Below are 22215 nucleotides of genomic sequence, written 5' to 3' on the forward strand. Positions count from 1 at the left end.
CTCCATTTGTGCATTATTATAACGATATAAAATAAAAATGCAACAAAAAAAGCCGCAATCATTAATAATGATTGCGGCTTTCGAATTTGGAGGAGACGGAGAGATTCGAACTCTCGAAGGGCTACAAACCCTTGTCGGTTTTCAAGACCGGTGCATTCAACCACTCTGCCACGTCTCCATTTGTGCGTTATTATAGCGATATAACATGAGAATGCAAGCAATTAATTGCACGAATTTAAATTATTCTGATGCTATCGTTGATTCAGTTTAAAAAAGAGTCAAGGCAACTGAGTCCAAATGTATATGTAATGCTTCAAGCAAGGTTAACGCGGTCACTTTTTTATAGAGAATTGACGATAGGTTTTTTATGAGAAGCCAGATGTAGACACATATCTAGTAGTCTATTGGCATAACCCCATTCGTTGTCATACCATGCAAAAACCTTGTACTGGCTACCCACTTGCATGAGCTGCTGACCATCAATGATCAAAGACTCAGTCTGATGGATAAAATCGCTAGAGACCAGTGGCTCATCCGTATAAGCCATGATGTCAAGCAAATGTGCCTGACTGGCAGATTTGAGTGCCTCGCGGACTGCCTCGACAGACACATCGGGCGTATCAAAAACAAAGGTCACATCAATAGCCGCTACATCAATGGTAGGTACGCGTATCGAATGCCCATTTATCTTGCCTACCATAGCAGGTAGGACACGCTCTGTCGCCGCGATACTGCTAGAGGTGGTTGGAATAATGTTATAACCAGACGCGCGCGCGCGTCTTGGGTCACGGTGGGCTTGATCGAGCACTGTCTGATCAGCGGTAACCGCATGAATCTCTGTCATCATCGCTGACTTTACCCCAAATGCGGTATCAAGCGTCGCAATCAAGGGAACCAAGGCCTGCGTGGTACAAGAAACGCTCGATATAATCGGCAGCTCACGTGTTAGCTCATCAGTATTAACGCCCATAACGATACAAGCATCGACATCATCGAATGGTGCCGCACCGATAATCACCTGCTGCGCGCCAGCCACTATGTGCAGTTGTGCTTGCTCATAAGAGCGAAAATGTCCGGTACACTCTAGTACCACATCGACACCCAGCGCCTGCCAAGCAACTGCGCAGGGTTAGGTTCTGAAAATAAATTGATACAATAGGTATAATTGTTTTTTGTCAGACAAAGCTGTGTGGCGCTATTATTGTTACCGTCATCGCTCGCTTCATCGTTGCTACTTGCCACAATATCAGCACTGACCCCAAGGCGACTTAGGCGACCATGCGTGCTGTCAAACTTTAATAAATGCAGCAAAATATCCGCTGGGGCTAAATCATTAATCGCCACGACATGGATCGCACGGCCTAATACCTCAAAGCGCTCTAGCAATGCCCGCAAAACGTTGCGCCCTATACGTCCAAAACCATTGATAGCAATCCTCAGTGGCTGTGTATGCTCACTAGATGCATGAAACGTCGCTGCTGCTACTGGGTCAGACGTTAATTGATAAATGGCGCTCGAAAAATCAGGCATAAAAAGATATCGCTATAAAGGGATAAAAAATTGAGCACTACAAAGTCAGCGCTACAATGAAACAAAACCAACAAGTTGTTAATCGGCTCTAAGAATTGTTATATAAAAACTAAATGGCTTTGGTGAATGCTTGAACCTGAGTTGTCATACTCAGTATCAAAACGCCATTCAGTATTAGGGCGTTATAAAAATCAGTGCCAAACGAATGGCATTATAATCAATACTTTGCTTAAGATGATCGAATATTGGACGCAATTTAATACTGCCATCATCATTGAAATCATTTGGATTATTGGCGACTTTAATCGCGACGTAGGCATTACCAACGGCCGTCATCACCTCATCCTCTGGACGCAAATGATCACAAGCGAGGCTTGGATCTTGAGATTTTAGGTCAGCAATATGACGCATAATCGTTGATTGTGAAAGCTGACGGGCTTGTGAGATTTCTGCAATCGACAAGCTCTCCTCTAATAATAATCGCGTCGCAAGCAAGGTACTGTCTGACTTATCAGAAACTTGATTGCCCAGTTTCTGTTTTTTGTCTATTTGCGCTTGTTGTTGCTCGCGGCGCTTTTTTTGCAAAGTGGCATAAGCATCAATCACTGATTTACTCAGCGTACCGCCCGATTTTAAAATAAACTTCTCATGTGCCTGCGTCATGCTCTCTTCATCAAGCATCGAATAATTGGCATCAGCTTCATCAGACAATACTAAAAACCGTTTGTCCGCGCCGCGTGCTAGCGGATCAAGCTGCAAACTCATTTCATTCATACCGAGCAACTGTAGACCAGCCAGCGATTTTAACCGTGATAATGCCACATAGCCCTGCCCTAGCTCAAAGGTGCGCGATAAATCAATCTCAGCAGCATCGAGGGTCATGCCTTGTGATTTATGAATGGTAATCGCCCATGCTAGACAAAGCGGTACTTGCTCATAGCTTGCTAGCACGTCACCGGTCTCATCTTCGATGATCCATTCTTCAGGCTCAGCGATGACTTCACGCCCTGAATTGAGCCGAACCACGGGCATTTTTTGCGTCGTTGGCTTTTTGGCTTTGGGTTTCTCTTTTATGGCTTTTTTACTTTTGCCTTTTACATTCTTATCAGTCTCACTTTCAGCACTGTCGTCATCGTCTTCGATTAAATCATTACTGCTGTCTTTGCTATCATCGATTTTAACAGCGGCAAAGCCAATTAGTTCACCCATCGTACCGTTGGACACGCCAAGTTCAGTATTGTTTTTGATAAACATCACCTTGGCACCGACTTTTAATACCAAATCATCTTGGGTACGTACCGTTTTTTTGAGCGTCTCAACCAGCTTACTATCACCAGTAGAGGTGGCTTCAAAACGCATCATCTCACCATCTAGCGCAGCAAGTTCTTTATCATTGATGCTATTAACGTTGAGATTATGGGTATAAAGACGGGTACGTTTGATATCGACATTTTGGTCAAAAGTCGCCTCCAGCGCGGCAATCGATTCAAAAGTGACTTCCTGACGGCGAATTTGGTTGAGAATATCGTCCAAATCGAGCCCACCATTTGCCGCTTCACTAACCTGCCTATGTTGCTCAGACAGATAGCAGATATGAAACTTGGCATCAAGCCACGCTTCCGACATAAAGGCAAATTTTTCACGGTTGGTTTCACCCTTACTACCAATCGGTGGCAGCTGAAAAAAGTCTCCTGCGACGACTACCTGAATACCACCAAACGCCTTGTCATTTTTTCGGACATGCTTGAGTACTTGGCTAACCAAATTGAGCTGCTTAGCATGCAACATCGATATCTCATCAATGACCAATACCGCGGTGTCTTTTAGTCGGTCTGCCAAAAACTGCTTGCGTGATAACGTAGTCAAGTCGCGGTCGCTTAACTCATCTTTGATACCGATGCCGGACCAGCTATGAATCGTTGTGCCATTCATGTGTGTGGCAGCAATACCGGTACTCGCAGTGACGGCGACAGGCACACGGCGCGCGCGCAGGTAGTCGATATATTGATTGAGCGTATAAGTCTTACCTGAACCTGCTGAGCCAGTCAAAAAGACATTTTGACCCGTTTTTAAGATATCAAGAGCAGAAGATTGACGCATATATCTAAACCAATTAAGTTAATAGTAATAAGAAAAACAGCTTAAGAGCAAATAATAAGAGAAAAAGCTGCCAACAATTATAACAGCTACATCTGTTTCGCGGACGACTTTAACCCTGATAAGCCACATAACTTAAAGTTATACGATACGAAATATATCATTATAAAAAGTCATTATCGCTCATCGCTAAAGCTCAGTACGATAGGGTCATAGCTTGGTCAGGATGGCCAAATATTTATGCTTAAGTCGTTTGTTCTTAACTAGCCATAATACACAACAAGGAGTCGTTAATGTTATACGCCTATCCCAATACTGAAAATAGTCCTGTTCAATTCCGCAAAAAATATGACAACTTCATCAATGGTGAGTGGGTCGCGCCAATCGATAGTGAATACTTTGACAACTCAAGTCCAATCGATGGTAAAACCTTCTGTCAGATTGCGCGCTCTAAAGCTGCCGATGTCGAAGCGGCGCTAGATGCGGCTCATGCCGCAAAAGACGCATGGGGCAAAACCAGTGTCACTGATCGCTCTAATATGTTGCTCAAACTTGCTGACGGTATCGAAGCCAATTTAGAGGCAATCGCTATCGCTGAAAGCTATGAAAACGGTAAACCAGTTCGCGAAACTCTCGCCGCTGATATCCCAATCGCCATCGACCATTTGCGTTATTTTGCGGGCGTTATCCGCGCACAAGAAGGCGGCATTAGTCAAATTGATGAAGATACGGTTGCCTATCATTTCCATGAACCTCTAGGCGTAGTCGGTCAAATCATTCCTTGGAACTTCCCTATTCTAATGGCGATTTGGAAAATCGCCCCAGCCCTTGCTGCGGGTAACTGTATCGTCCTCAAGCCTGCCGAGCAAACTCCAGCTTCTGTTTTATACATGCTTGACGTCATAGGCGCGGCGGATATTTTACCTAAAGGCGTATTAAACGTCATTAATGGCTTTGGTGTAGAAGCTGGTAAGCCAATCGCTTCCAACCCGCGTATCGATAAAGTGTCCTTTACGGGTGAGACCACCACTGGTCGCTTAATTATGCAATACGCCAGTGAAAATATCATTCCGGTCACGCTAGAGCTGGGCGGCAAAAGCCCAAATATCTTCTTTGCTGATATCATGGATGAAGACGATGACTTCTTAGATAAAGCGGTTGAAGGTTTGGTCATGTTTGCGCTAAACCAAGGTGAAGTTTGTACTTGCCCATCACGCGCACTCGTACACGAAAGCATCTATGATGAGTTTATGAAACGCTGTATCGCTCGCGTAAAAGCTATCAAAATGGGCAACCCGCTCGATACTGATACTATGATTGGCGCGCAAGCCAGCTCAGATCAGTTAGAAAAAATCCTATCTTATCTTGATATTGGTAAAAAAGAAGGTGCAAAAGTCTTGGTCGGTGGTGAACTTGCCAAGCATGATGGCGATATGGCAAACGGTTATTATGTGCAGCCGACTATCTTTGAAGGCACGAATGATATGCGCGTGTTCCAAGAAGAAATCTTTGGTCCTGTGCTTGCTGTCACCACGTTTAAAGACGATGAAGAAGCGATGGCGCTTGCCAACGATACTTTATACGGTCTTGGTGCTGGTGTCTGGACGCGTAACGGTACTCGTGCTTATCGTTTCGGTCGTGGCATTAAAGCTGGCCGCGTTTGGACGAATTGCTATCACCTTTATCCTGCGCATTCTGCGTTTGGTGGGTATAAGCAATCTGGTATTGGCCGTGAGAACCATCTAATGATGCTCGATCATTATCAGCAGACCAAAAACATGCTGGTCTCTTATAGTCCTAAAGCGATGGGCTTCTTTTAATTCTGTTTTTCAAAGCACTTTATGGCAAAACTGTAAAGTGCGACCTCGATGCTCGCCGAGCATCTTAATGTAAAGAACGATGACAAGGAGTTACAACGTGAGTAATAAAATGAAAGCGGCCGTGCTGCATGAATTCGGACAACCCTTAGAAATTGAAGAAGTAGATATTCCAACCGCAGGTGCTGGTCAAATCGTCGTAAAAATGCAGGCATCAGGTGTCTGTCATACCGATTTGCATGCCATTGAGGGCGATTGGCCAGTCAAACCTAGCCCGCCGTTTATCCCAGGCCACGAAGGCGTTGGTCTTATCACTGCCGTTGGTGAAAATGTCCATCATGTCAAGGAAGGCGACCGAGTCGGTATTCCTTGGCTCTACTCTGCTTGTGGCCACTGTACCCATTGCTTAGGTGGTTGGGAAACCTTATGCGAAAGCCAACAAAACTCTGGTTATTCCGTAAACGGCAGCTTTGCAGAATATGTACTAGCAGATGCCAACTATGTCGGTATCATCCCAGAAAGCGTTGACTCTATTGAAATTGCACCAGTGTTATGTGCAGGTGTCACGGTCTACAAAGGTCTTAAAATGACCGACACCAAGCCAGGCGATTGGGTTGTCATTTCAGGTATCGGTGGACTGGGACATATGGCTGTTCAGTATGCCATTGCGATGGGATTGAACGTTGCTGCTGTGGATATTGATGACGAAAAACTGGCATTCGCTAAAAAATTGGGCGCCAAAGTCACTGTCAATGCGAAAAATACTGACCCTGCTGAATATCTACAAAAAGAAATCGGCGGTGCTCACGGTGCGCTCGTGACAGCAGTATCTTCAAAAGCTTTTGATCAAGCGTTGGGCATGTTACGACGCGGTGGTACTTTGGTCTGTAATGGTCTACCAACGGGCGAATTCCCAGTATCCATTTTTGATACTGTTTTAAACGGTATTACCATTCGTGGCTCAATCGTTGGTACGCGTCTCGACTTGCAAGAGTCGCTAGACATGGCAGCAGCAGGCAAAGTAAAAGCCACCGTTGCCGCTGAGCCACTAGAAAATATCAATGATATCTTCGATCGTATGCGTGATGGCAAAATCGAAGGTCGCATTGTCATTGACTATAGTCTGTAACAACCATTGTCTAGCCACATGTTTTATGACATTTTGAGACTCGTAACACCGTCTCAATGACTGGCTAGAGTAATCATTAGTAATGGGTCGTATCGTTTTCAACCACATATGATAAATGATGTGAGTGAATATGATGCGACCCTTTATATTTTATTTTACTCAGTATGATTATGAAAGATATCTGTTCGGGTCTAACGATAGGGAAATCATTATGAACGTCACAGCGACAGAGTCCTGCAAAGCATTAATCGACTTACTAAAATCTAAGCACGGCGAGCTGATGTTTCATCAATCAGGCGGCTGCTGCGATGGCAGTTCACCCATGTGTTATCCATTGGGCGAATTTAAAGTAGGCGGACAAGACATACTTATCGGTGAGCTGATTGGCTGTCCATTTTATATGGGTAAAGCTCAGTATAAGCTCTGGCAACATACCGATCTAACGATAGATGTGGTCGATGGACGCGGAGCCAGTTTTTCGCTTGAAATACCAGAAGGTAAGCGCTTTATCGTACGTTCAGAGATATGTGCTATATAAGTTTAAATAGCATACACCAGCGGTTTAATGTCCTAGTATTGTTTTGCCATGCCATATGTTGATCGACAAACACCCCTTAGTCATTTTTATTTTATTATTCCAGCAAAATAATAGATACTGTAATGCGTACCCTATTTCAATAAACGCGTTTTAACGAGCACGTTTTACTAAGCATGGATGCTAGAAGGAATGTAAAATGGAATTTGATAAAAAATTTGATTACGTCATCGTTGGTGGTGGTTCAGCTGGCTGCGTACTTGCTAGCCGATTAACAGAAAACCCAGACATTAGTGTCTGTTTATTAGAATATGGTGGTGAAGGCAAAGACCTTGCTGTCCGTGTCCCTGCCGGACTGATTTTGATGGTGCCAGGCAAGCCGCTGAAACTGAATAATTGGTGCTTTCACACCACGCCGCAGACGCACCTGAATGACCGCCGTGGCTTCCAACCACGTGGTCAATGCTTAGGCGGTTCATCCGCTATCAATGCCATGATTTATACGCGTGGTAGTGCGCTCGATTATGAACGTTGGGTAGAACAAGGCTGTACTGGCTGGGGATTTGATGATGTACTGCCCTATTTTATTAAAGCAGAAAATAATATTCATGGGGGTGATAAGCTGCATGGTGATAGCGGACCGCTGCATGTAAGTGACTTACTGAGTCCGCGTGATATCTCCAAAGCATTCGTAGAAGCCGCCATCACCAATGGTTTAGATCATAATCAAGATTTTAATGGCGAAAAGCAAGACGGTACAGGGCTATATCAAGTCACCCATTTCATGGCGAAAAACAAGGTCAACGCTGCTCTGCGGCGGCCGCTTATCTACATCCAGTACAAAACCGATCAAATCTGACCGTCATCACCCACGCCCAAGCCAACCGCGTCATTTTTGAAGACAAACAAGCCGTTGGTGTCGCTTATGAAAAAGATGGCGTCGAGCATGCGGTTATGGCGCGTCATGAAGTGATATTATCTGGGGGCACTTTTGGCTCACCCAAAGTCCTGCTGTTGTCAGGTATTGGACCTGCTGAGCATCTACAATCGCATGGCATCGACGTCGTGGTAGATGCGCCCGATGTTGGTGGTAATCTACAAGATCATTTGGACGTCGTTTTTGATTACGAGGTCAATACCACTGACGTCATCGGTATTGGTATGGCGACGATTTCGACATTGACCAAAAGTATTCGGCAGTGGAGAAAGGATGGTACAGGCCTCTTGTCTACCAACTATGCTGAAGCGGGCGCGTTCTTTAGTGTCGGTGATGATCCAAAAGAGTGGCCAAATACCCAACTGCACTTTGTCATATCCCGCGTGATTGAGCATGGTCGTGATCTCAGACGTGGCTTTGCGGTCTCTTGTCACAGTTGCTACCTACGCCCTGAAAGCCGCGGTACAGTCAGACTGGACTCCGCCGACCCCTCAGACGCGGTATTGATTGATCCAAACTACCTCTCGCACCCAAAAGATGTGGAATATATGATTGCAGGCGCGGAGCGTACGCGCGCCATCATGCAAGAATCACCCATCGCCAAATATATTACTGAAGACTACCCTGCCCCCTATATCGAAAAAGACGGTATGCTCGGCTATATTCGCAACAAGTCAGATACCATTTATCATCCTGTCGGCACTTGCCGTATGGGTTCAGACAGCAATTCAGTCGTCGATTTGCAATTAAAAGTACGCGGCGTAAATGGCTTAAGGGTCATCGATGCCTCAATCATGCCAACTTTAATCAGCGGTAATACCAATGCACCAACGATTATGATTGCTGAAAAACTCGCAGATCTTATCAAAGCAAATCACAGTCATATTGAACGAATCACGCCATAAAATATGGGAAGATATGCGTCTTATAATTAGTATTTTTATTTAAGAAACTTATCTACTAAAACTTTATATTCAATAAAATGAAAATAAGCGAATTATATAAAAGTTTAACCTTTGTTTTTTCGTGGTTATTTTATCAGCATTTCTAAGATAAGGAGAGACTCTAACAAATTCGGCAATAAAGATAGTAAAACAGAACGTTTTCTATCAAATTAGCTTACGGATGTCTTGCATTACCACTGTTGAACAGAGTATATTTAAACCACTTATTTATATCGGTATTTTTTGCAAATCTGAATAATGGTTAATACAACCTGAAATATTTTTTATTTTGCATATCAAAAACACGATATAAACAATTGCTTTAAAGGGAATTAAAAGCACGCTCATTATATTTATAGGTCAAAAACGATCTTATAAATATATTGGTGACTATTTATCATTACATAGGATGTAATAATGCAAAAATCACTCTTCAAACTGACGATGTTGGCGACAGTTATTCTAGGCATCAGTGCCTGTAGCGGCGACAACAAAACCACCGATGAATCTGCTGCCAGCTCAGATGCTAAAGCAGCCAAAACCTTACTTTATTGCTCAGAAGGTAGTCCGGCTGGATTCGATCCAGCACAGTACACTGCAGGTACGGATTTTGATGCGAGCGCCTTTCCCATCTACAACGGCTTAGTAGAGTTCAAAAGAGATGGTACTGAGATTCAGCCAGCCTTAGCCGAAAGTTGGGATATTAGTGAAGACGGCAAGACTTATACCTTTAACCTACGTAAAGGGGTTAAATATGGTAAGACCGATTACTTTACCCCAACCCGTGATTTCAACGCAGATGACATTGTCTTTACTCTAGAGCGTATCACCAATCCAGAGTTTGAATTTAATAAAGCCTATCCTGCTGAGTTCCCTTATTCGGTCGGTATGGGGCTACCTGATATTATCTCCAATATCGAAAAAGTTGATGACAATACCGTCAAAATTACACTCAGCGAGACCAATGCACCATTTTTACAGAACCTAGCGATGCCCTTCGCTTATATCGATTCTGCTGAGTATGCAGAAAAGTTAATGGCTTCTGGTAATGCTGCTGATATCAACACTAAACCCGTTGGTACAGGACCTTTCGTCTTTACTTCTTATCAAAAAGACGCGCAAATTCGTTATACCAAAAATCCAGACTACTGGAACAAAGATGATATTCATATCGATAATCTAGTCTTTGTCATCACCAAAGATTCAGCAGTGCGTGCGCAAAAAGTGCAAGCAGGTGAATGTCATGTGTCCGCTTATCCAAAACCGGCCGAAATTGACTCTGTCAAAAAATCTGGTAAGGCCACCGTTCTCGATCAACCCGGCTTTAACGTCGGTTATGTCGGCTATAACGTTGAAAAACCGAAGCTTAGCGACCTTAAAGTTCGCCAAGCATTAGACATGGCAATTAATAAAGACGCTATTATCAATGCGGTTTATCAAAGCGAAGGATTAAAAGCCACCAATCCTATGCCGCCCACACAATGGGGTTACGACAAATCTATCAAAGATGCGCCTTACGATGTGGAAAAAGCCAAGTCCCTTATAAAAGAAGCAGGCGCGGACAAACTTGCCATTAATCTATGGTATATGCCCGTGCAACGTCCATACAATCCTAATGCCAAACTCATGGCTGAAATGCTACAAGCAGATTGGGCAAAAATTGGTGTCGATACCAAGCTTGTGACGTATGAATGGGGCGAGTATCTAAACCGCGCTGCTAAAGGTGAGCCTGATGTCATTCTAGCGGGCTGGACTGGTGACAATGGGGATCCTGATAACTGGCTTGGTACGCTACTATCTTGTGATGCGGTCGGTGGCAATAACTACTCACGCTGGTGTAATAAAGACTTTGACACTTTGGTGACTAACGCCCGTCAGATTACCAATCAAGATGAGCGCGTCAACGACTATGTACAAGCTCAGCAGATATTCAAAGAGCAATTGCCTTGGACGACAATGGCGCATTCGGTGGTCACGGTATTCACCGCACCAAACGTCGTCGATTATAAAATTAGTCCGCTTGGCTCAATACGCTTCGATGGTGTAAAGGTTGAATAACCTGATCTGATGACATCCGGTAAGACATGCATGATTGTTTAATTTATATTCGGCTGGGTCAGACACTCTGCTCCAGCCGTATTTATATGAGTTAAGCGCCTTATTAAGCATTTTTTAAGCATTTTGTCACCGACTCTCTCATCTCTGCCAACATTCTACTCATCGATCTCAAACGATTGAACCACAACTATTGAATTGAGCAGCCCATGCTACTTTACATTTTGCGTCGCATTGCCATTCTAATTCCTGTCTATCTTGGCTTAACGCTATCGACATTCACCTTAATTCGGCTCGTCCCTGGAGATGCTGTCGAGATTATGATGGGTGAGCGTATGGTAGATCCAGAGCTACATGCTCGCGCGTTAGAAAGACTTGGCTTAGACAAACCCCTCATTGTCCAATATTGGGATTACTTAACCGGAATATTGACCGGTGATTTTGGTCAATCCTTTCGTACTCGTACTCCGGTATTACAAGACTTCTTTGCGCATTTTGTACCAACCTTAGAGCTGGCTTTGTGTGCCATTGTCATTGCCAGTGTTGTCGGTGTGAGCTTAGGTATCTTTGCCGCGCTACGACGTGGTACATGGATTGACTACACTCTAATGTCAGGGGCGCTGGCTGGCTACTCTATGCCCATCTATTTATTGGGACCTATCCTCACGGGTATATTCGCCCATTATCTCGGCCTGTTGCCCGTTGCTGGTGTCATATCTGTCGCGCAGTTTTTAGACGTCAAACCTTTATATGGATCATGGTTATTGGGCTCGTTAACATCAGGAGAACCTGGCGCGTTTTGGGACGTGGTGAAACACTTTATCCTACCGTCTATTGCCTTATCGACCATACCACTCGCAATGATTGCACGCATGACACGCTCGGCGATGCTAGAGGTGTTAGATGAGGACTACGTGCGTACAGCGCGCGCCAAAGGCCTATCGCCGCGCCGCGTGATATTGGTACACGTCATGCGTAATGCCTTAATCACTGTGGTGACTGTGATTGGTTTACAGATGGCGACCTTGCTCGCGGGGGCTATTATCACTGAGACTATCTTTAGTTGGCCAGGTGTTGGTAATTGGCTGCTCGATGGGTTTTTCACTCGTGATTATCCTATCGTGCAAAACGGTATTTTATTGGTCGCCACCGCCCTGATTTTGGTTAGTTTATTTATTGATATTTTGTATGGTCTGATCAATCCGCGTATTCGACATACTTCTTAATTTAACATTGATAAATACTCATATTATAAATAGTGGTTACTGGTGTTTGTATGGTCTTGAGTGAGTTTTAGCACATTTTAAATGATTGCTAGAAATGGAACTCTACATACTTGTAACGCGCTAGCCACTATAGGAACTGCTCATGAAGCCTTCTGTTCTTCCTCTGATGTCAATCTTATGGCCGCCACACCGCCGTCATCTTGGCAGCTATTTTTATCGACGTTTTGCCGAAATAAAGGCGCGGTGCTTGGTTTTATTGTACTGGCATTGATGGTCATTATTGCCATCCTTGCGCCTGCCATTGCGCCCCATGACCCTTACGAGTTATTTACTGGTCAAGAGCAGTTGCCTCCTGCCTTTCTGGATGGTGGCAATACCATGTTTTGGCTAGGCACGGATGATGCTGGCGAGATACATTATCTCGAGTGATGTATGGCGCGCGTTATTCTCTATTTATCGGTCTGAGCGCGACGACTCTTGCCATGTTAGTCGGTGTTTCATTGGGACTTAGTGCTGCATTTTGGCCCAAGGTTTGGGGCAAAGCGGTCATGCTGGTCAATGATATTTTGATGTCTTATCCGAGCTTACTGTTGGCGATCATCATTGCCGCTATCTTAGGTCCTTCTATGACCAACACGATTATTACCATCGCCTTGGTCTGTACGCCACCTTTTATTCGTTTGACTCGTGCTACCGCGATGGTAGAGCTACAACGTGAATACTTTATTGCTTCGCAAGTGATGGGTGCTGGCGTGCTGCGCTTATTGTTTATCACTATTTTGCCCAACTGTATGGCACCGCTCATCGTGCAGGCGACGATGATTTTCTCGTCTGCTATTTTAGAAGCAGGTGCAATTGGTTTCTTAGGCTTTGGTGTACAGCCACCCGATGCAGAATGGGGCGCGATGCTCGGTACAGCACGTCAGTATATTCAGAGTAATGTTTGGCTAGCGATTTGGCCCGGTGTCGCTATTTTCTTAGCCGCATTGTCGATTAACTTGACTGGTGATGGCCTACGCGATGCGCTAGATCCCAAATTAAAGCAGGTGACCTAAGATGACTGAACAATTAATTAAAACGCCTACCACTCACACTTCTATGAATGACGCATCAAAAAAAGAATCACCATTGTTGTTAGATATTGAAAATCTTTCGGTTACTTTCGGGCAAGGTGTGCGCGCTTTTCGTGCAGTCGATGATGTTTCGTTAAAGATTACACAAGGCGAAGTCATCGCAGTCGTGGGTGAATCTGGCTCGGGTAAGTCAGTTACTATGATGGCACTGATGGGGCTACTGCCACCCTCTGCGACTGTCCGTTCCAAGCGTGTTATGTTCGATGATAAAGACATGCTCAGTATGTCAGCCAAAGAAAAACGCGGCATCATTGGCAAAGATATCTCTATGATCTTTCAAAATGCCATGTCTTGCTTAAATCCAAGCTTTACGGTTGAGATGCAACTGGGTGAAGTATTACGTAAGCATCTAGGCTTGCGTGGTTCAGCAGTACAGACACGTATCTTAGAGCTGTTAGAGCTGGTCGAAATGCCCGATGCCAAAAATCGACTCAAGGTTTATCCACATCAGTTATCAGGCGGTATGAGTCAGCGGGTCATGATTGCGATGGCAATTGCTTGTGAGCCAAAACTGCTGATCGCAGATGAGCCAACCACTGCACTCGATGTCACGGTACAAGCGCAAATCATGGACTTGCTAAACCGATTGCAACGCGAAAAACAAATGGCGATGATACTGATTACCCACGACTTGGGTTTGGTCGCGCAAAACTCGCGTGATGTCGCGGTCATGTATGCCGGACAAGTGGTCGAAACCAGTACCGTGCCGGAGATTTTTCAAAAGCCTGCTCACCCTTATACTGAGGCCTTGCTGCAAGCCATCCCAGAGCTGGCTATCGGTCAAGACAGGCTCAACAGCTTACCCGGAGTCGTACCCAGTCAATATGATCGTCCAAGTGGTTGCTTATTGTCTCCTCGCTGCCCGTACAAAGAGCCTGCCTGTGAAGTACCGCCGCCCATATTGGATACTCCTAATGGCAAAGTGCGCTGTATTCATTCTGATCCTTCTTCTCGCAACTCTACCTCTCACACTGCTACCTTGGAGTCACAAGTATGAGTAATAAAGTGGTCCTGAAAGCAGACAATCTACATAAACACTACCCAGTATCGCAAGGGTTGGGTAAAGCAAAAGCTTACGTTAAAGCATTAAATGGTGTGTCGTTTGAGCTTGAGGCTGGCAAGACGCTGGCCGTCGTGGGTGAGTCAGGCTGCGGTAAGTCTACCCTTGCCCGCCAGTTGACACTGATTGAAGAGCCTACTGATGGCGAGCTATTTATCAATGATGAAGCCACCACTGGCTATAGTAGAAAAGCGCTCAAAGAGCTGCGTACCGAGATTCAAATGGTTTTTCAAAACCCTTATGGCAGCTTAAATCCACGCCATACTATCGGTTATCAATTGACTGAACCGTTAGATATCCATACCAAACTGTCCAAAGACGACAAGCGTGACAAAATAAATGAGATGATGAAAAATGTTGGTCTGCGTCCCGAGCATGCTGGCCGTTACCCGCATATGTTTTCTGGAGGTCAGCGCCAACGTATTGCCCTCGCCCGCGCCATGATGCTCAATCCTAAAATTGTCGTCGCTGATGAGCCTACTTCTGCACTCGATGTATCGATTCAAGCGCAAGTCTTGAATCTGTTTATGGACTTACAGGATGAGTATCGTACTGCTTATGTCTTTATCTCACATAACTTATCAGTTGTGCGTCATGTGGCAGATGATGTGATGGTGATGTATTTAGGTCAAGCGGTCGAGCATGGCCCGAAAGAAGCAATCTATAACGCGCCAAAACATCCGTATACTATCGCTCTGTTGGCTGCCGCGCCAACGGTAAATGGTCATAAGAATGATTTGACCCTACAAGGTGAGTTACCAAGCCCGCTTAATCCACCGACTGGCTGCGCCCTGCACAAACGCTGCCCATATGCTAAACAACAATGCAGCGAGATAGAGCCGCAACTGCGCGAATGGGACGGTCGATTGGTGGCTTGTTTACGATTGGAAGAAATATATGGATAAGCGCCATCTGATGTTTAGCGGTACATTAGCTTACACTGTGCTGCTAGCAATGACTGCTGCCCAAGCAAACGACTCTACTGGCTACATAGGTACAGGCGGTGTTGAATATCTTAAAAATAAAAATATCAGCATGCACAGTGAAGACTTATATATCTCCAAAGATAAAATCCGCGTCAATTATGAGTTTAAAAACTTAAGCAATAAGGATATTACCGAAACCGTTTTATTTCCTATGCCAGCTGTCCCCAGCTCTACAGACTCAGATTTTGCTGATATTAATGCCACTTATGACAACTTTGAAGTTTGGATAAATGGTAAGCCTATCATTCCTAATCAGCATGTCCGTACTTTTATGCGGCCAATTGTCGTCAAAGATGGCGATAGAACCTATGCAGACACCTCTATTGATACGACTGAAATATTTAAATCCTGTGGTCTTAACGAGGCTGATATGATGGGACCTTGGACGTATCAAGTTGACACTGAATATGTCAATCAACAGCTTTTAGATTGTAATAATAAGGCACTAGATAGATTCATCTATGATAGAGAAAGTCTTTATATACCTTGGGATTCGCAGGTTATCTATAGTTGGGAGCAAAAATTCAAAGCCAATGCGACGACCAAAATCAAGCATTCATATACACCGCTTGTGGGTGGCTCAGTTCATCTAGGTCAAGAAGGATTCCCAAATTTTTGCGTAGATGCTTCAACTCAAAGAGGATTTCACAAGAATGGTAGTCGCCTTATCATGCCTTAAGCTATATCTTGACCACAGGTGCTAATTGGGCAAAACCTATCGCTAATTTCAAACTTACCGTAGAACGCGATCCTAATGAATTAGTGTCGTTTTGCTGGAAAGGAAAGGGTAAAGTCAAAAAGGTAAGCGCGACGACGTTTGAGATTAAAGAGACTAACTTTATGCCAACGCACGATTTTGATGTCGCTTTTATTATGAAGTAGCCGTTAGTTTGTAAGATACTCCTAGCTCACTGATAAAACTTGTTTCAACAGCAGTCGTGGCAATAAATTTAAGCGTCCTGAGTAATAGTGTTCTAATGAATTATGAGTCTAGCAGACTTTTAGTCAATTTCTGCACCGGATTGGCTATTATCATGACGCAAACAAAGGCGACAGGCGCAGCCAGCATCCAAGCCTTAAACCAGTAATAAACAAACCTATCCACCATACCAAGGTTGATAAAGGTGATATAAATTGTCATCATCCCTGATAATAAGACTGCCATAATTGCAGTATTAACAATGCGGAACTTATAACTCTTTCGCTTCATCTGATTCATCATAGCCTCAAGCAGTTTCAACCTTTCATTTACCTTTTATCTTGAGATTTGCATAGCAGCTTCTAAAGCCGCCGTGTCCTCATGCATGCGGTATAGTTCAATCTCGCCAGCATCATTAAAACAGACAATCATTGACCACAGGCTATTAAATACTTTCCCCGTGTGTTTGACTGTGTGAGCAAGCTTGCCAAATCTGATCACATAATTATCAGCGACGATAGACTCCTCCATTATAAAATCGCCAAACTCGAACATTTTCGCAAGATTTTTAAAAAAATCAACACCTTCATCTTTGCCACTGTGCGTCCCATAAATAGGCACCTGACTGTCTGTATTCTCTCGAAAAACCACGAATTTAACGTTTTCATCACATCGCTGCATGGCTTGCTCATATTCACCCATAAAGATGTGTGCTATAAATTGATCGAGTGTTTGGGTGTTTGATGATGATTGCATACGTCTCTCAATATTTTATAAAGTAGATAACGAGTCTAATATAGTGGCGTAAAGATAAACAGATGATAGATAGGCAATCACTGTGCAAAAATACTCAATGAAGTTTGCTAAACTGAACACTCATACTAAACGGTAGTTTTGAGATGCAGTGGGATGATTTGGCTTACTTTGTTTGCTTGGTGGAAAAACAGACTCTGACTGCTTGCGCTGAAGAGCTGGGGTTACAACACAGTACGGTTGCGAGGCGAATTGATCATCTTGAGCAAACATTATCGGTAAATCTGTTTGATCGGCTAGGCAAACGCTATGCACTGACGCCAGAAGGGTCGACGCTCTACAGCCAAGCCATTGAGGTGAAAAAAGAGATAGCCGTATTTGAGAGAATGGCAATTGATCAGAACGCGATGCAGGGCAAAGTTGTTATATCGGCACCACCTGTCTGGGCAAATGAAGTGCTGATAACGGCTCTGACTGAGTTTCGCCAGCAGTTCCAAGATATATTAGTCGCGTTGAGCGGTGAAGTTGGCTTGAGCAATTTACATCACAGAGAAGCAGACATCGCTATAAGAACGCGTTGTCCCACACAGGAAGATCTGGTTGCTCGTATTATTGGGTCCACAAGATACGGTTTCTTTGCTAATAATGAATACCTCAAAAACACCCATTCTGATCGATGGCAATTAATAGAGTTTCAAGCTAATGCTAGAGTACTGATTTGGTCACAGGCTTTAGTGAAACAGCATGCCTATACGGTTGCATTTAACACTAATGATTTATATATGGCCTGTCATGCTGCTCGTAAAAAAATAGGTATCGCGTTACTGCCAGAGTTTTTGGCTCACCAATACTCAGAGCTAACGGCAGTTGATCCAATTAATCGAGTAGCGCTGACAGCTCGAACGCCACACATATTAGCGAAAAACCACGCTTCATCATTCACATCAGACAATCAGGATTCAATCTCAAATACCAGCATTCCACTCACTCAAGACTACCCTCTCTATCTTGTGATGCATCCAGATGTCAGACGCTCTGCACGAGTGAGAGCAGTTGCTGATTGGTTAATTGCCAGTTGTGCTTAGCTCAAGTAGTTGTATGTAATACGGCTTATATAGAGTATGGATTATATAGAATACCGCTAATCAACATTCACTACGCCCCAACATTTAGGAAATTGACTACAACCAAAAAAGTCTTTCCCTTGGTGCTGGCCTTTTTTTGCAACACGTTTGACCATTGCTGCCTGACATCTTGGACAGGCAGGTACTTGCTCTGTAATAGCTGTATGATTGGTTTGCTCAACAGCTTTAAGATTAATGCTATTAGACGTGACAATCTCACATTCAGCCGTTTTAAAATCATTGTCCGATAACTCAGGCTCCATAACTTCAAACGGTGTAAGGAACACTTTATTAGCAATATCATGCGATATACTGACATATGGTGTGTTTGTCTGCTGAGTATTCAGATTATCAATTAGTAACTCGCTAGATTCAATCTCAGTCTGACCCGACCATCGCAGCACTTCTCGGCTTTTCAGCGTGGCTCGTTTAGCGGTTTCTTTTATTACCGGATCGAGTGTAGGCTTACTGGCAGTTTTAGCAATTGTTTTATCAGTGGAGTTACTGCTAGGCTGTTTGTTTGAGAGGCTATGCTTGTCTTTTAGATAGGCTTTATGCTCTCTATTGGTGCGCCAAGATTTGCTAAATCTGTTGCTATTAATCTGCTCAACGATAGACTTGACCTCGTCTTCAGTCAGTATCTCATCTTGTTTCTTCTTCACATAAGAGACCATCCCACCTGTCAATACGTGTTCGGGCAACTCATCACGGGTTTTCAGCTCACATTCACCGATGAAAGCAATCATCGAATGAAAGTAGCTCAGCTCCAATCCTAATAAATCTGCGAGCGTCTTAATGTGCAGATAATTTTGGCGTAATGGGTTTTGGAATTTATACTTACTTCCATTTGGGAAAGCTTGCGTCCACTGCTTTTGCTTCTCGCTACCATATATCCAGCCTTTATAATTCTTGGTTTCGATGACAAAGATGCCGTATACAGAGACGATAATATGATCGATTTGGGTACTGCACCATTGGCTCTTGGCAAGGTAATACCGTTTAATCGGTGATAGACATCTTTTTCAAGTTTTAGCCACATGGCGACATTGATAACGGTCTCGCCTAGAAAGCCTTTGAAAGTGGATTTGAGGGACATGGTTTTTTTCTTGAAAGTGGTTATGAAAAAATAAATAACGTTCAATATCAATATACTAATTACTTTTGGTTAAAATTACCGATCTACAATTGCTGTTCTGACGATAGTTAAACCAATGACGCCAAGCAACGCCCCTGTAACTTTATCGATGTAATAAGCAACTTGGGTAAATTTAGCGCGTACTTTGCGAGTCGACAATAGAAATATGACGGCAGTGTCCCATGCGAATACCACAACAGTCATCCAAACACCTAAGCCCAATTTGAACACAAAACTTATTTCTGGTGTTAACACTACAGTGAATAAACTGAGATAAAAGAGTAGATTTTTAGGATTAAATATTCCAGACAAAAACCCTGCAGTAAATTCCTTTAAAAAAGTTGTCTTAGGTATATTTGAATGGGCTGATTGGGCTACCTGAAATTGGTCATACGCATCTTTTCGTGCGCGTAACGCCTGTATCCCAAGGTACATTAAAAACAACCCACCAATGATTTTTAGCGTAATCATAATAGGTGCAGAGGCGGCTAAAATTGAGCCAACGCCAATTAGACATAGACCAATGTACACTGCATTAGCAAAGGTGATACCGAGCGCAACCCCTATTGCGTCTTTACTGTCGTTCTTAATCGCACTCTTTACGATCAATACAAAATCCGGTCCAGGACTCAATAGTGCAAGAAAATGCGCCAAGCCGACCGTGATAAAAATACTCAACAAATCCCAGTTCATAATTAGTCCGTACTCTGTTTTTTTTAATTATGGACTAAATACCACTATGAATACACTGATTATTTAGCCAATAAAAAAGCCACCAGATTTCTCTAGCAGCTTTTTTATTTATAACTTTTTTAACGGATTACACCAAACTATTCACCGCTTCAACCACAGCATCAGTCGTAATACCAAACTCTTTGTATAACTGGTCTGCAGGAGCAGATTCGCCATAAGTGGTCATACCGATGACTTTGCCATCTAGACCAACGAACTTATACCAGTAATCTACATGCGCGGCTTCGACTGCTACACGAGCACGGATATTGGCAGGCAATACCGCTTCACGGTAGCTAGTATCTTGCTCAACGAAAATCTCTGCACATGGCATAGAGACCACACGGACGCCAATACCATTTGCGCTTAACGCTTCATATGCTTCCATCGCTAGGCCAACTTCTGAACCAGTCGCGATGATGATGGCTTGTAACTCGCCTTGCTCTTTCGCCAATACATAACCACCTTTGGTGATGTTCGCTACTTGCTCGCTATCACGCGCTTGATGTGGCAAGCTTTGACGACTAAAAATCAATGCTGATGGATTATGTTCAGACTTAATGGCCTCAACCAAGCACTGGCAGATTCGGTCGCATCACAAGGACGCCATGTGCGTAGATTTGGCGTAGTACGTAAGCTAGTCAATTGCTCAACTGGCTGATGCGTTGGGCCATCTTCACCCAGACCGATAGAGTCATGCGTATAGACATGGATGACGCGCTGCTTCATCAATGCACCCATGCGTACCGCGTTACGTGCGTATTCCATAAACATGAGGAAAGTTGCGACGTAAGGGATAAAGCCGCCATGCAATGCGATACCATTGGCAATCGCGGTCATACCGAACTCGCGCACGCCGTAATAGATATAGTTGCCGTCAGCGTCTTTTTCGATGCCTTTAGCGCCTTTGAATAGCGTGAGGTTCGAGCCAGCTAGATCCGCTGAACCGCCTAGCAATTCTGGTAATAATGGCTGTAAGGTATTGATGGCGTTTTGACTGGCTTTACGGCTGGCAACATCGCCGCCCGCTTCTTGCGTTTGCTGAATATAGGCTTGTGCTTGATTATCAAAGTCAGCAGGTAAGTCACCATTTAAACGGCGCAACAACTCAGACGCCAGTTCAGGATGTGCTTTTTTATAAGCGTCAAAGTCCGCATCCCAATTTTTCTGCTGTATGTCGCCTTTGGCTTTGGCATCCCACGCTTCATAGATTTCGTCATCTAATTCAAACGGTGCATGTTTCCAAGATAACGCATCACGAGTCAAGGCGATTTCGTCATCACCTAACGGGGCACCATGACTGGCTGCTAGACCTTGCTTGTTCGGGCTACCCGCACCGATCGTGGTTTTGCAAATCAGAAGACTTGGTTTGGTAGTTTCTTTAAGCGCTTGTTCAGTTGCTTGAGTGATCGCATCCGCATCATGACCATCGACTTTAATAACTTGCCAGCCGTAAGACTCAAAACGCGCTTGCGTATCATCAGTGAACCAGCCTTCGACATTACCATCGATAGAGATGCCATTGTCATCATAGAAGAAGACCAGCTTGCCAAGACCTAACGTGCCAGCCAGTGAGCACACTTCATGACTAATACCTTCCATCAAGCAACCATCGCCTAAGAACGCATAGGTGTTATGGTCAACGATGTTATGGCCTTCACGGTTGAACTGCGCGGCTAAGGTTTTTTCAGCGATAGCAAAACCAACCGCATTAGCAATACCTTGACCTAGTGGACCAGTAGTCGTCTCGACACCTGGTGTGTAGCCAAGCTCAGGATGACCTGGGGTTTTTGAATGCAACTGACGGAAACCTTTCAGATCATCAACGCTGACATCATAACCAGATAAATGCAGCAATGAGTAAATAAGCATTGAGCCATGACCATTCGATAAGACAAAGCGATCACGGTTGTGCCACTGCGGGTCAGCAGGATTATGCTTCAAAAACTTGCGCCACAAAACTTCGGCAATATCGGCCATACCCATTGGCGCGCCTGGATGTCCAGAGTTGGCTTTTTGAACCGCATCAAACGACAGTACACGGATGGCATTGGCTAATTTACGTTCGCTAATTGGAGCTGGCATAGAGTGTCCTAGTATTGG

Annotated in this window: 15 protein-coding genes, 1 tRNA gene and 5 pseudogenes; 12 read left to right on the forward strand and 9 right to left on the reverse strand. The window is 44.1% G+C overall.

Features of this window, described 5'->3' with window-relative positions:
- Positions 1 to 87: 87 nt before the first annotated feature.
- From TT12_RS06185 to TT12_RS06195, 3 genes and pseudogenes are all read right to left on the reverse strand, one after another.
- Positions 88 to 178: transfer RNA gene (locus tag TT12_RS06185), tRNA-Ser, on the reverse strand.
- Positions 179 to 340: 162 nt separating this feature from the next.
- A pseudogene (locus TT12_RS06190) lies at positions 341 to 1530 on the reverse strand (type I glyceraldehyde-3-phosphate dehydrogenase).
- A gap of 174 nt (positions 1531 to 1704) precedes the next feature.
- Positions 1705 to 3630 carry a DEAD/DEAH box helicase gene (locus tag TT12_RS06195; RefSeq protein WP_045453093.1) on the reverse strand — a complete coding sequence of 642 codons (1926 nt, stop codon included), beginning with the start codon at positions 3628 to 3630 and terminating at the stop codon, positions 1705 to 1707.
- Positions 3631 to 3920: 290 nt separating this feature from the next.
- Here TT12_RS06195 and exaC point away from each other — a divergent pair, with 290 nt between their 5' ends.
- From exaC to TT12_RS06245, 11 genes and pseudogenes are all read left to right on the forward strand, one after another.
- A complete protein-coding gene (gene exaC, locus TT12_RS06200; protein WP_045453097.1) occupies positions 3921 to 5447 on the forward strand; it encodes an acetaldehyde dehydrogenase ExaC in 1527 nt (508 codons plus the stop codon).
- 97 nt (positions 5448 to 5544) lie between these two features.
- Positions 5545 to 6573 (forward strand): alcohol dehydrogenase AdhP, encoded by a 1029-nt coding sequence (gene adhP / locus TT12_RS06205; protein ID WP_173936718.1) that lies wholly within the window; start codon positions 5545 to 5547, stop codon positions 6571 to 6573.
- Positions 6574 to 6784: 211 nt separating this feature from the next.
- Entirely contained in the window at positions 6785 to 7111 is a 327-nt protein-coding gene (locus TT12_RS06210; protein ID WP_045453101.1) for a DUF779 domain-containing protein, read from the forward strand.
- 196 nt (positions 7112 to 7307) lie between these two features.
- A pseudogene (locus TT12_RS18280) lies at positions 7308 to 8950 on the forward strand (GMC family oxidoreductase).
- 456 nt (positions 8951 to 9406) lie between these two features.
- Entirely contained in the window at positions 9407 to 11047 is a 1641-nt protein-coding gene (locus TT12_RS06220; protein ID WP_045453104.1) for an ABC transporter substrate-binding protein, read from the forward strand.
- Positions 11048 to 11253: 206 nt separating this feature from the next.
- Positions 11254 to 12270, forward strand: coding sequence for an ABC transporter permease (locus tag TT12_RS06225; RefSeq protein WP_045453107.1), 1017 nt, complete (start codon positions 11254 to 11256; stop codon positions 12268 to 12270).
- Between the two features lie 81 nt (positions 12271 to 12351).
- On the forward strand, positions 12352 to 12699 hold the full coding sequence (locus TT12_RS16825) for an ABC transporter permease family protein (RefSeq protein ID WP_243443434.1): 348 nt from the start codon (positions 12352 to 12354) through the stop codon (positions 12697 to 12699).
- Positions 12700 to 12752: 53 nt separating this feature from the next.
- The gene (locus TT12_RS06230; protein WP_243443435.1) at positions 12753 to 13325 is read left to right on the forward strand and encodes an ABC transporter permease subunit; all 573 of its coding nucleotides are present in this window, start codon (positions 12753 to 12755) and stop codon (positions 13323 to 13325) included.
- Position 13326: 1 nt separating this feature from the next.
- Entirely contained in the window at positions 13327 to 14400 is a 1074-nt protein-coding gene (locus TT12_RS06235; RefSeq protein ID WP_243443436.1) for an ABC transporter ATP-binding protein, read from the forward strand.
- Entirely contained in the window at positions 14397 to 15368 is a 972-nt protein-coding gene (locus TT12_RS06240; RefSeq protein ID WP_045453110.1) for a peptide ABC transporter ATP-binding protein, read from the forward strand. The genes TT12_RS06235 and TT12_RS06240 overlap by 4 nt, the downstream gene beginning before the upstream one ends.
- Positions 15369 to 15378: 10 nt before the next feature.
- A pseudogene (locus tag TT12_RS06245) lies at positions 15379 to 16331 on the forward strand (DUF4424 family protein).
- A 100-nt stretch (positions 16332 to 16431) separates the two neighbouring features.
- Here TT12_RS06245 and TT12_RS06250 read toward each other — a convergent pair.
- Positions 16432 to 16659: a DUF2798 domain-containing protein gene (locus TT12_RS06250; RefSeq protein WP_045453341.1), complete on the reverse strand. Its 228-nt coding sequence runs from the start codon at positions 16657 to 16659 to the stop codon at positions 16432 to 16434.
- A gap of 45 nt (positions 16660 to 16704) precedes the next feature.
- Positions 16705 to 17124 carry a nuclear transport factor 2 family protein gene (locus TT12_RS06255; RefSeq protein WP_201600062.1) on the reverse strand — a complete coding sequence of 140 codons (420 nt, stop codon included), beginning with the start codon at positions 17122 to 17124 and terminating at the stop codon, positions 16705 to 16707.
- A 143-nt stretch (positions 17125 to 17267) separates the two neighbouring features.
- On the opposite strand from TT12_RS06255, the gene TT12_RS06260 reads away from it, so the two are divergent.
- Positions 17268 to 18206 (forward strand): LysR family transcriptional regulator, encoded by a 939-nt coding sequence (locus tag TT12_RS06260; RefSeq protein WP_045453117.1) that lies wholly within the window; start codon positions 17268 to 17270, stop codon positions 18204 to 18206.
- A gap of 56 nt (positions 18207 to 18262) precedes the next feature.
- On the opposite strand, the gene TT12_RS06265 is transcribed toward TT12_RS06260, so the two are convergent.
- The 4 genes and pseudogenes from TT12_RS06265 to tkt form a co-directional block, all read right to left on the reverse strand.
- Positions 18263 to 18991: a topoisomerase DNA-binding C4 zinc finger domain-containing protein gene (locus TT12_RS06265; protein ID WP_243443437.1), complete on the reverse strand. Its 729-nt coding sequence runs from the start codon at positions 18989 to 18991 to the stop codon at positions 18263 to 18265.
- 48 nt (positions 18992 to 19039) lie between these two features.
- Positions 19040 to 19249 (reverse strand): annotated as a pseudogene (locus TT12_RS18845) (nuclease-related domain-containing protein); the annotation flags it as partial.
- A gap of 167 nt (positions 19250 to 19416) precedes the next feature.
- Positions 19417 to 20073, reverse strand: coding sequence for a LysE family translocator (locus TT12_RS06270; RefSeq protein ID WP_045453120.1), 657 nt, complete (start codon positions 20071 to 20073; stop codon positions 19417 to 19419).
- Between the two features lie 127 nt (positions 20074 to 20200).
- Positions 20201 to 22197 (reverse strand): annotated as a pseudogene (tkt, locus tag TT12_RS06275) (transketolase).
- Positions 22198 to 22215: the final 18 nt, after the last annotated feature.

Origin of the sequence: Psychrobacter sp. JCM 18903, assembly GCF_000586475.1 — a bacterium.
GTDB lineage: Bacteria > Pseudomonadota > Gammaproteobacteria > Pseudomonadales > Moraxellaceae > Psychrobacter.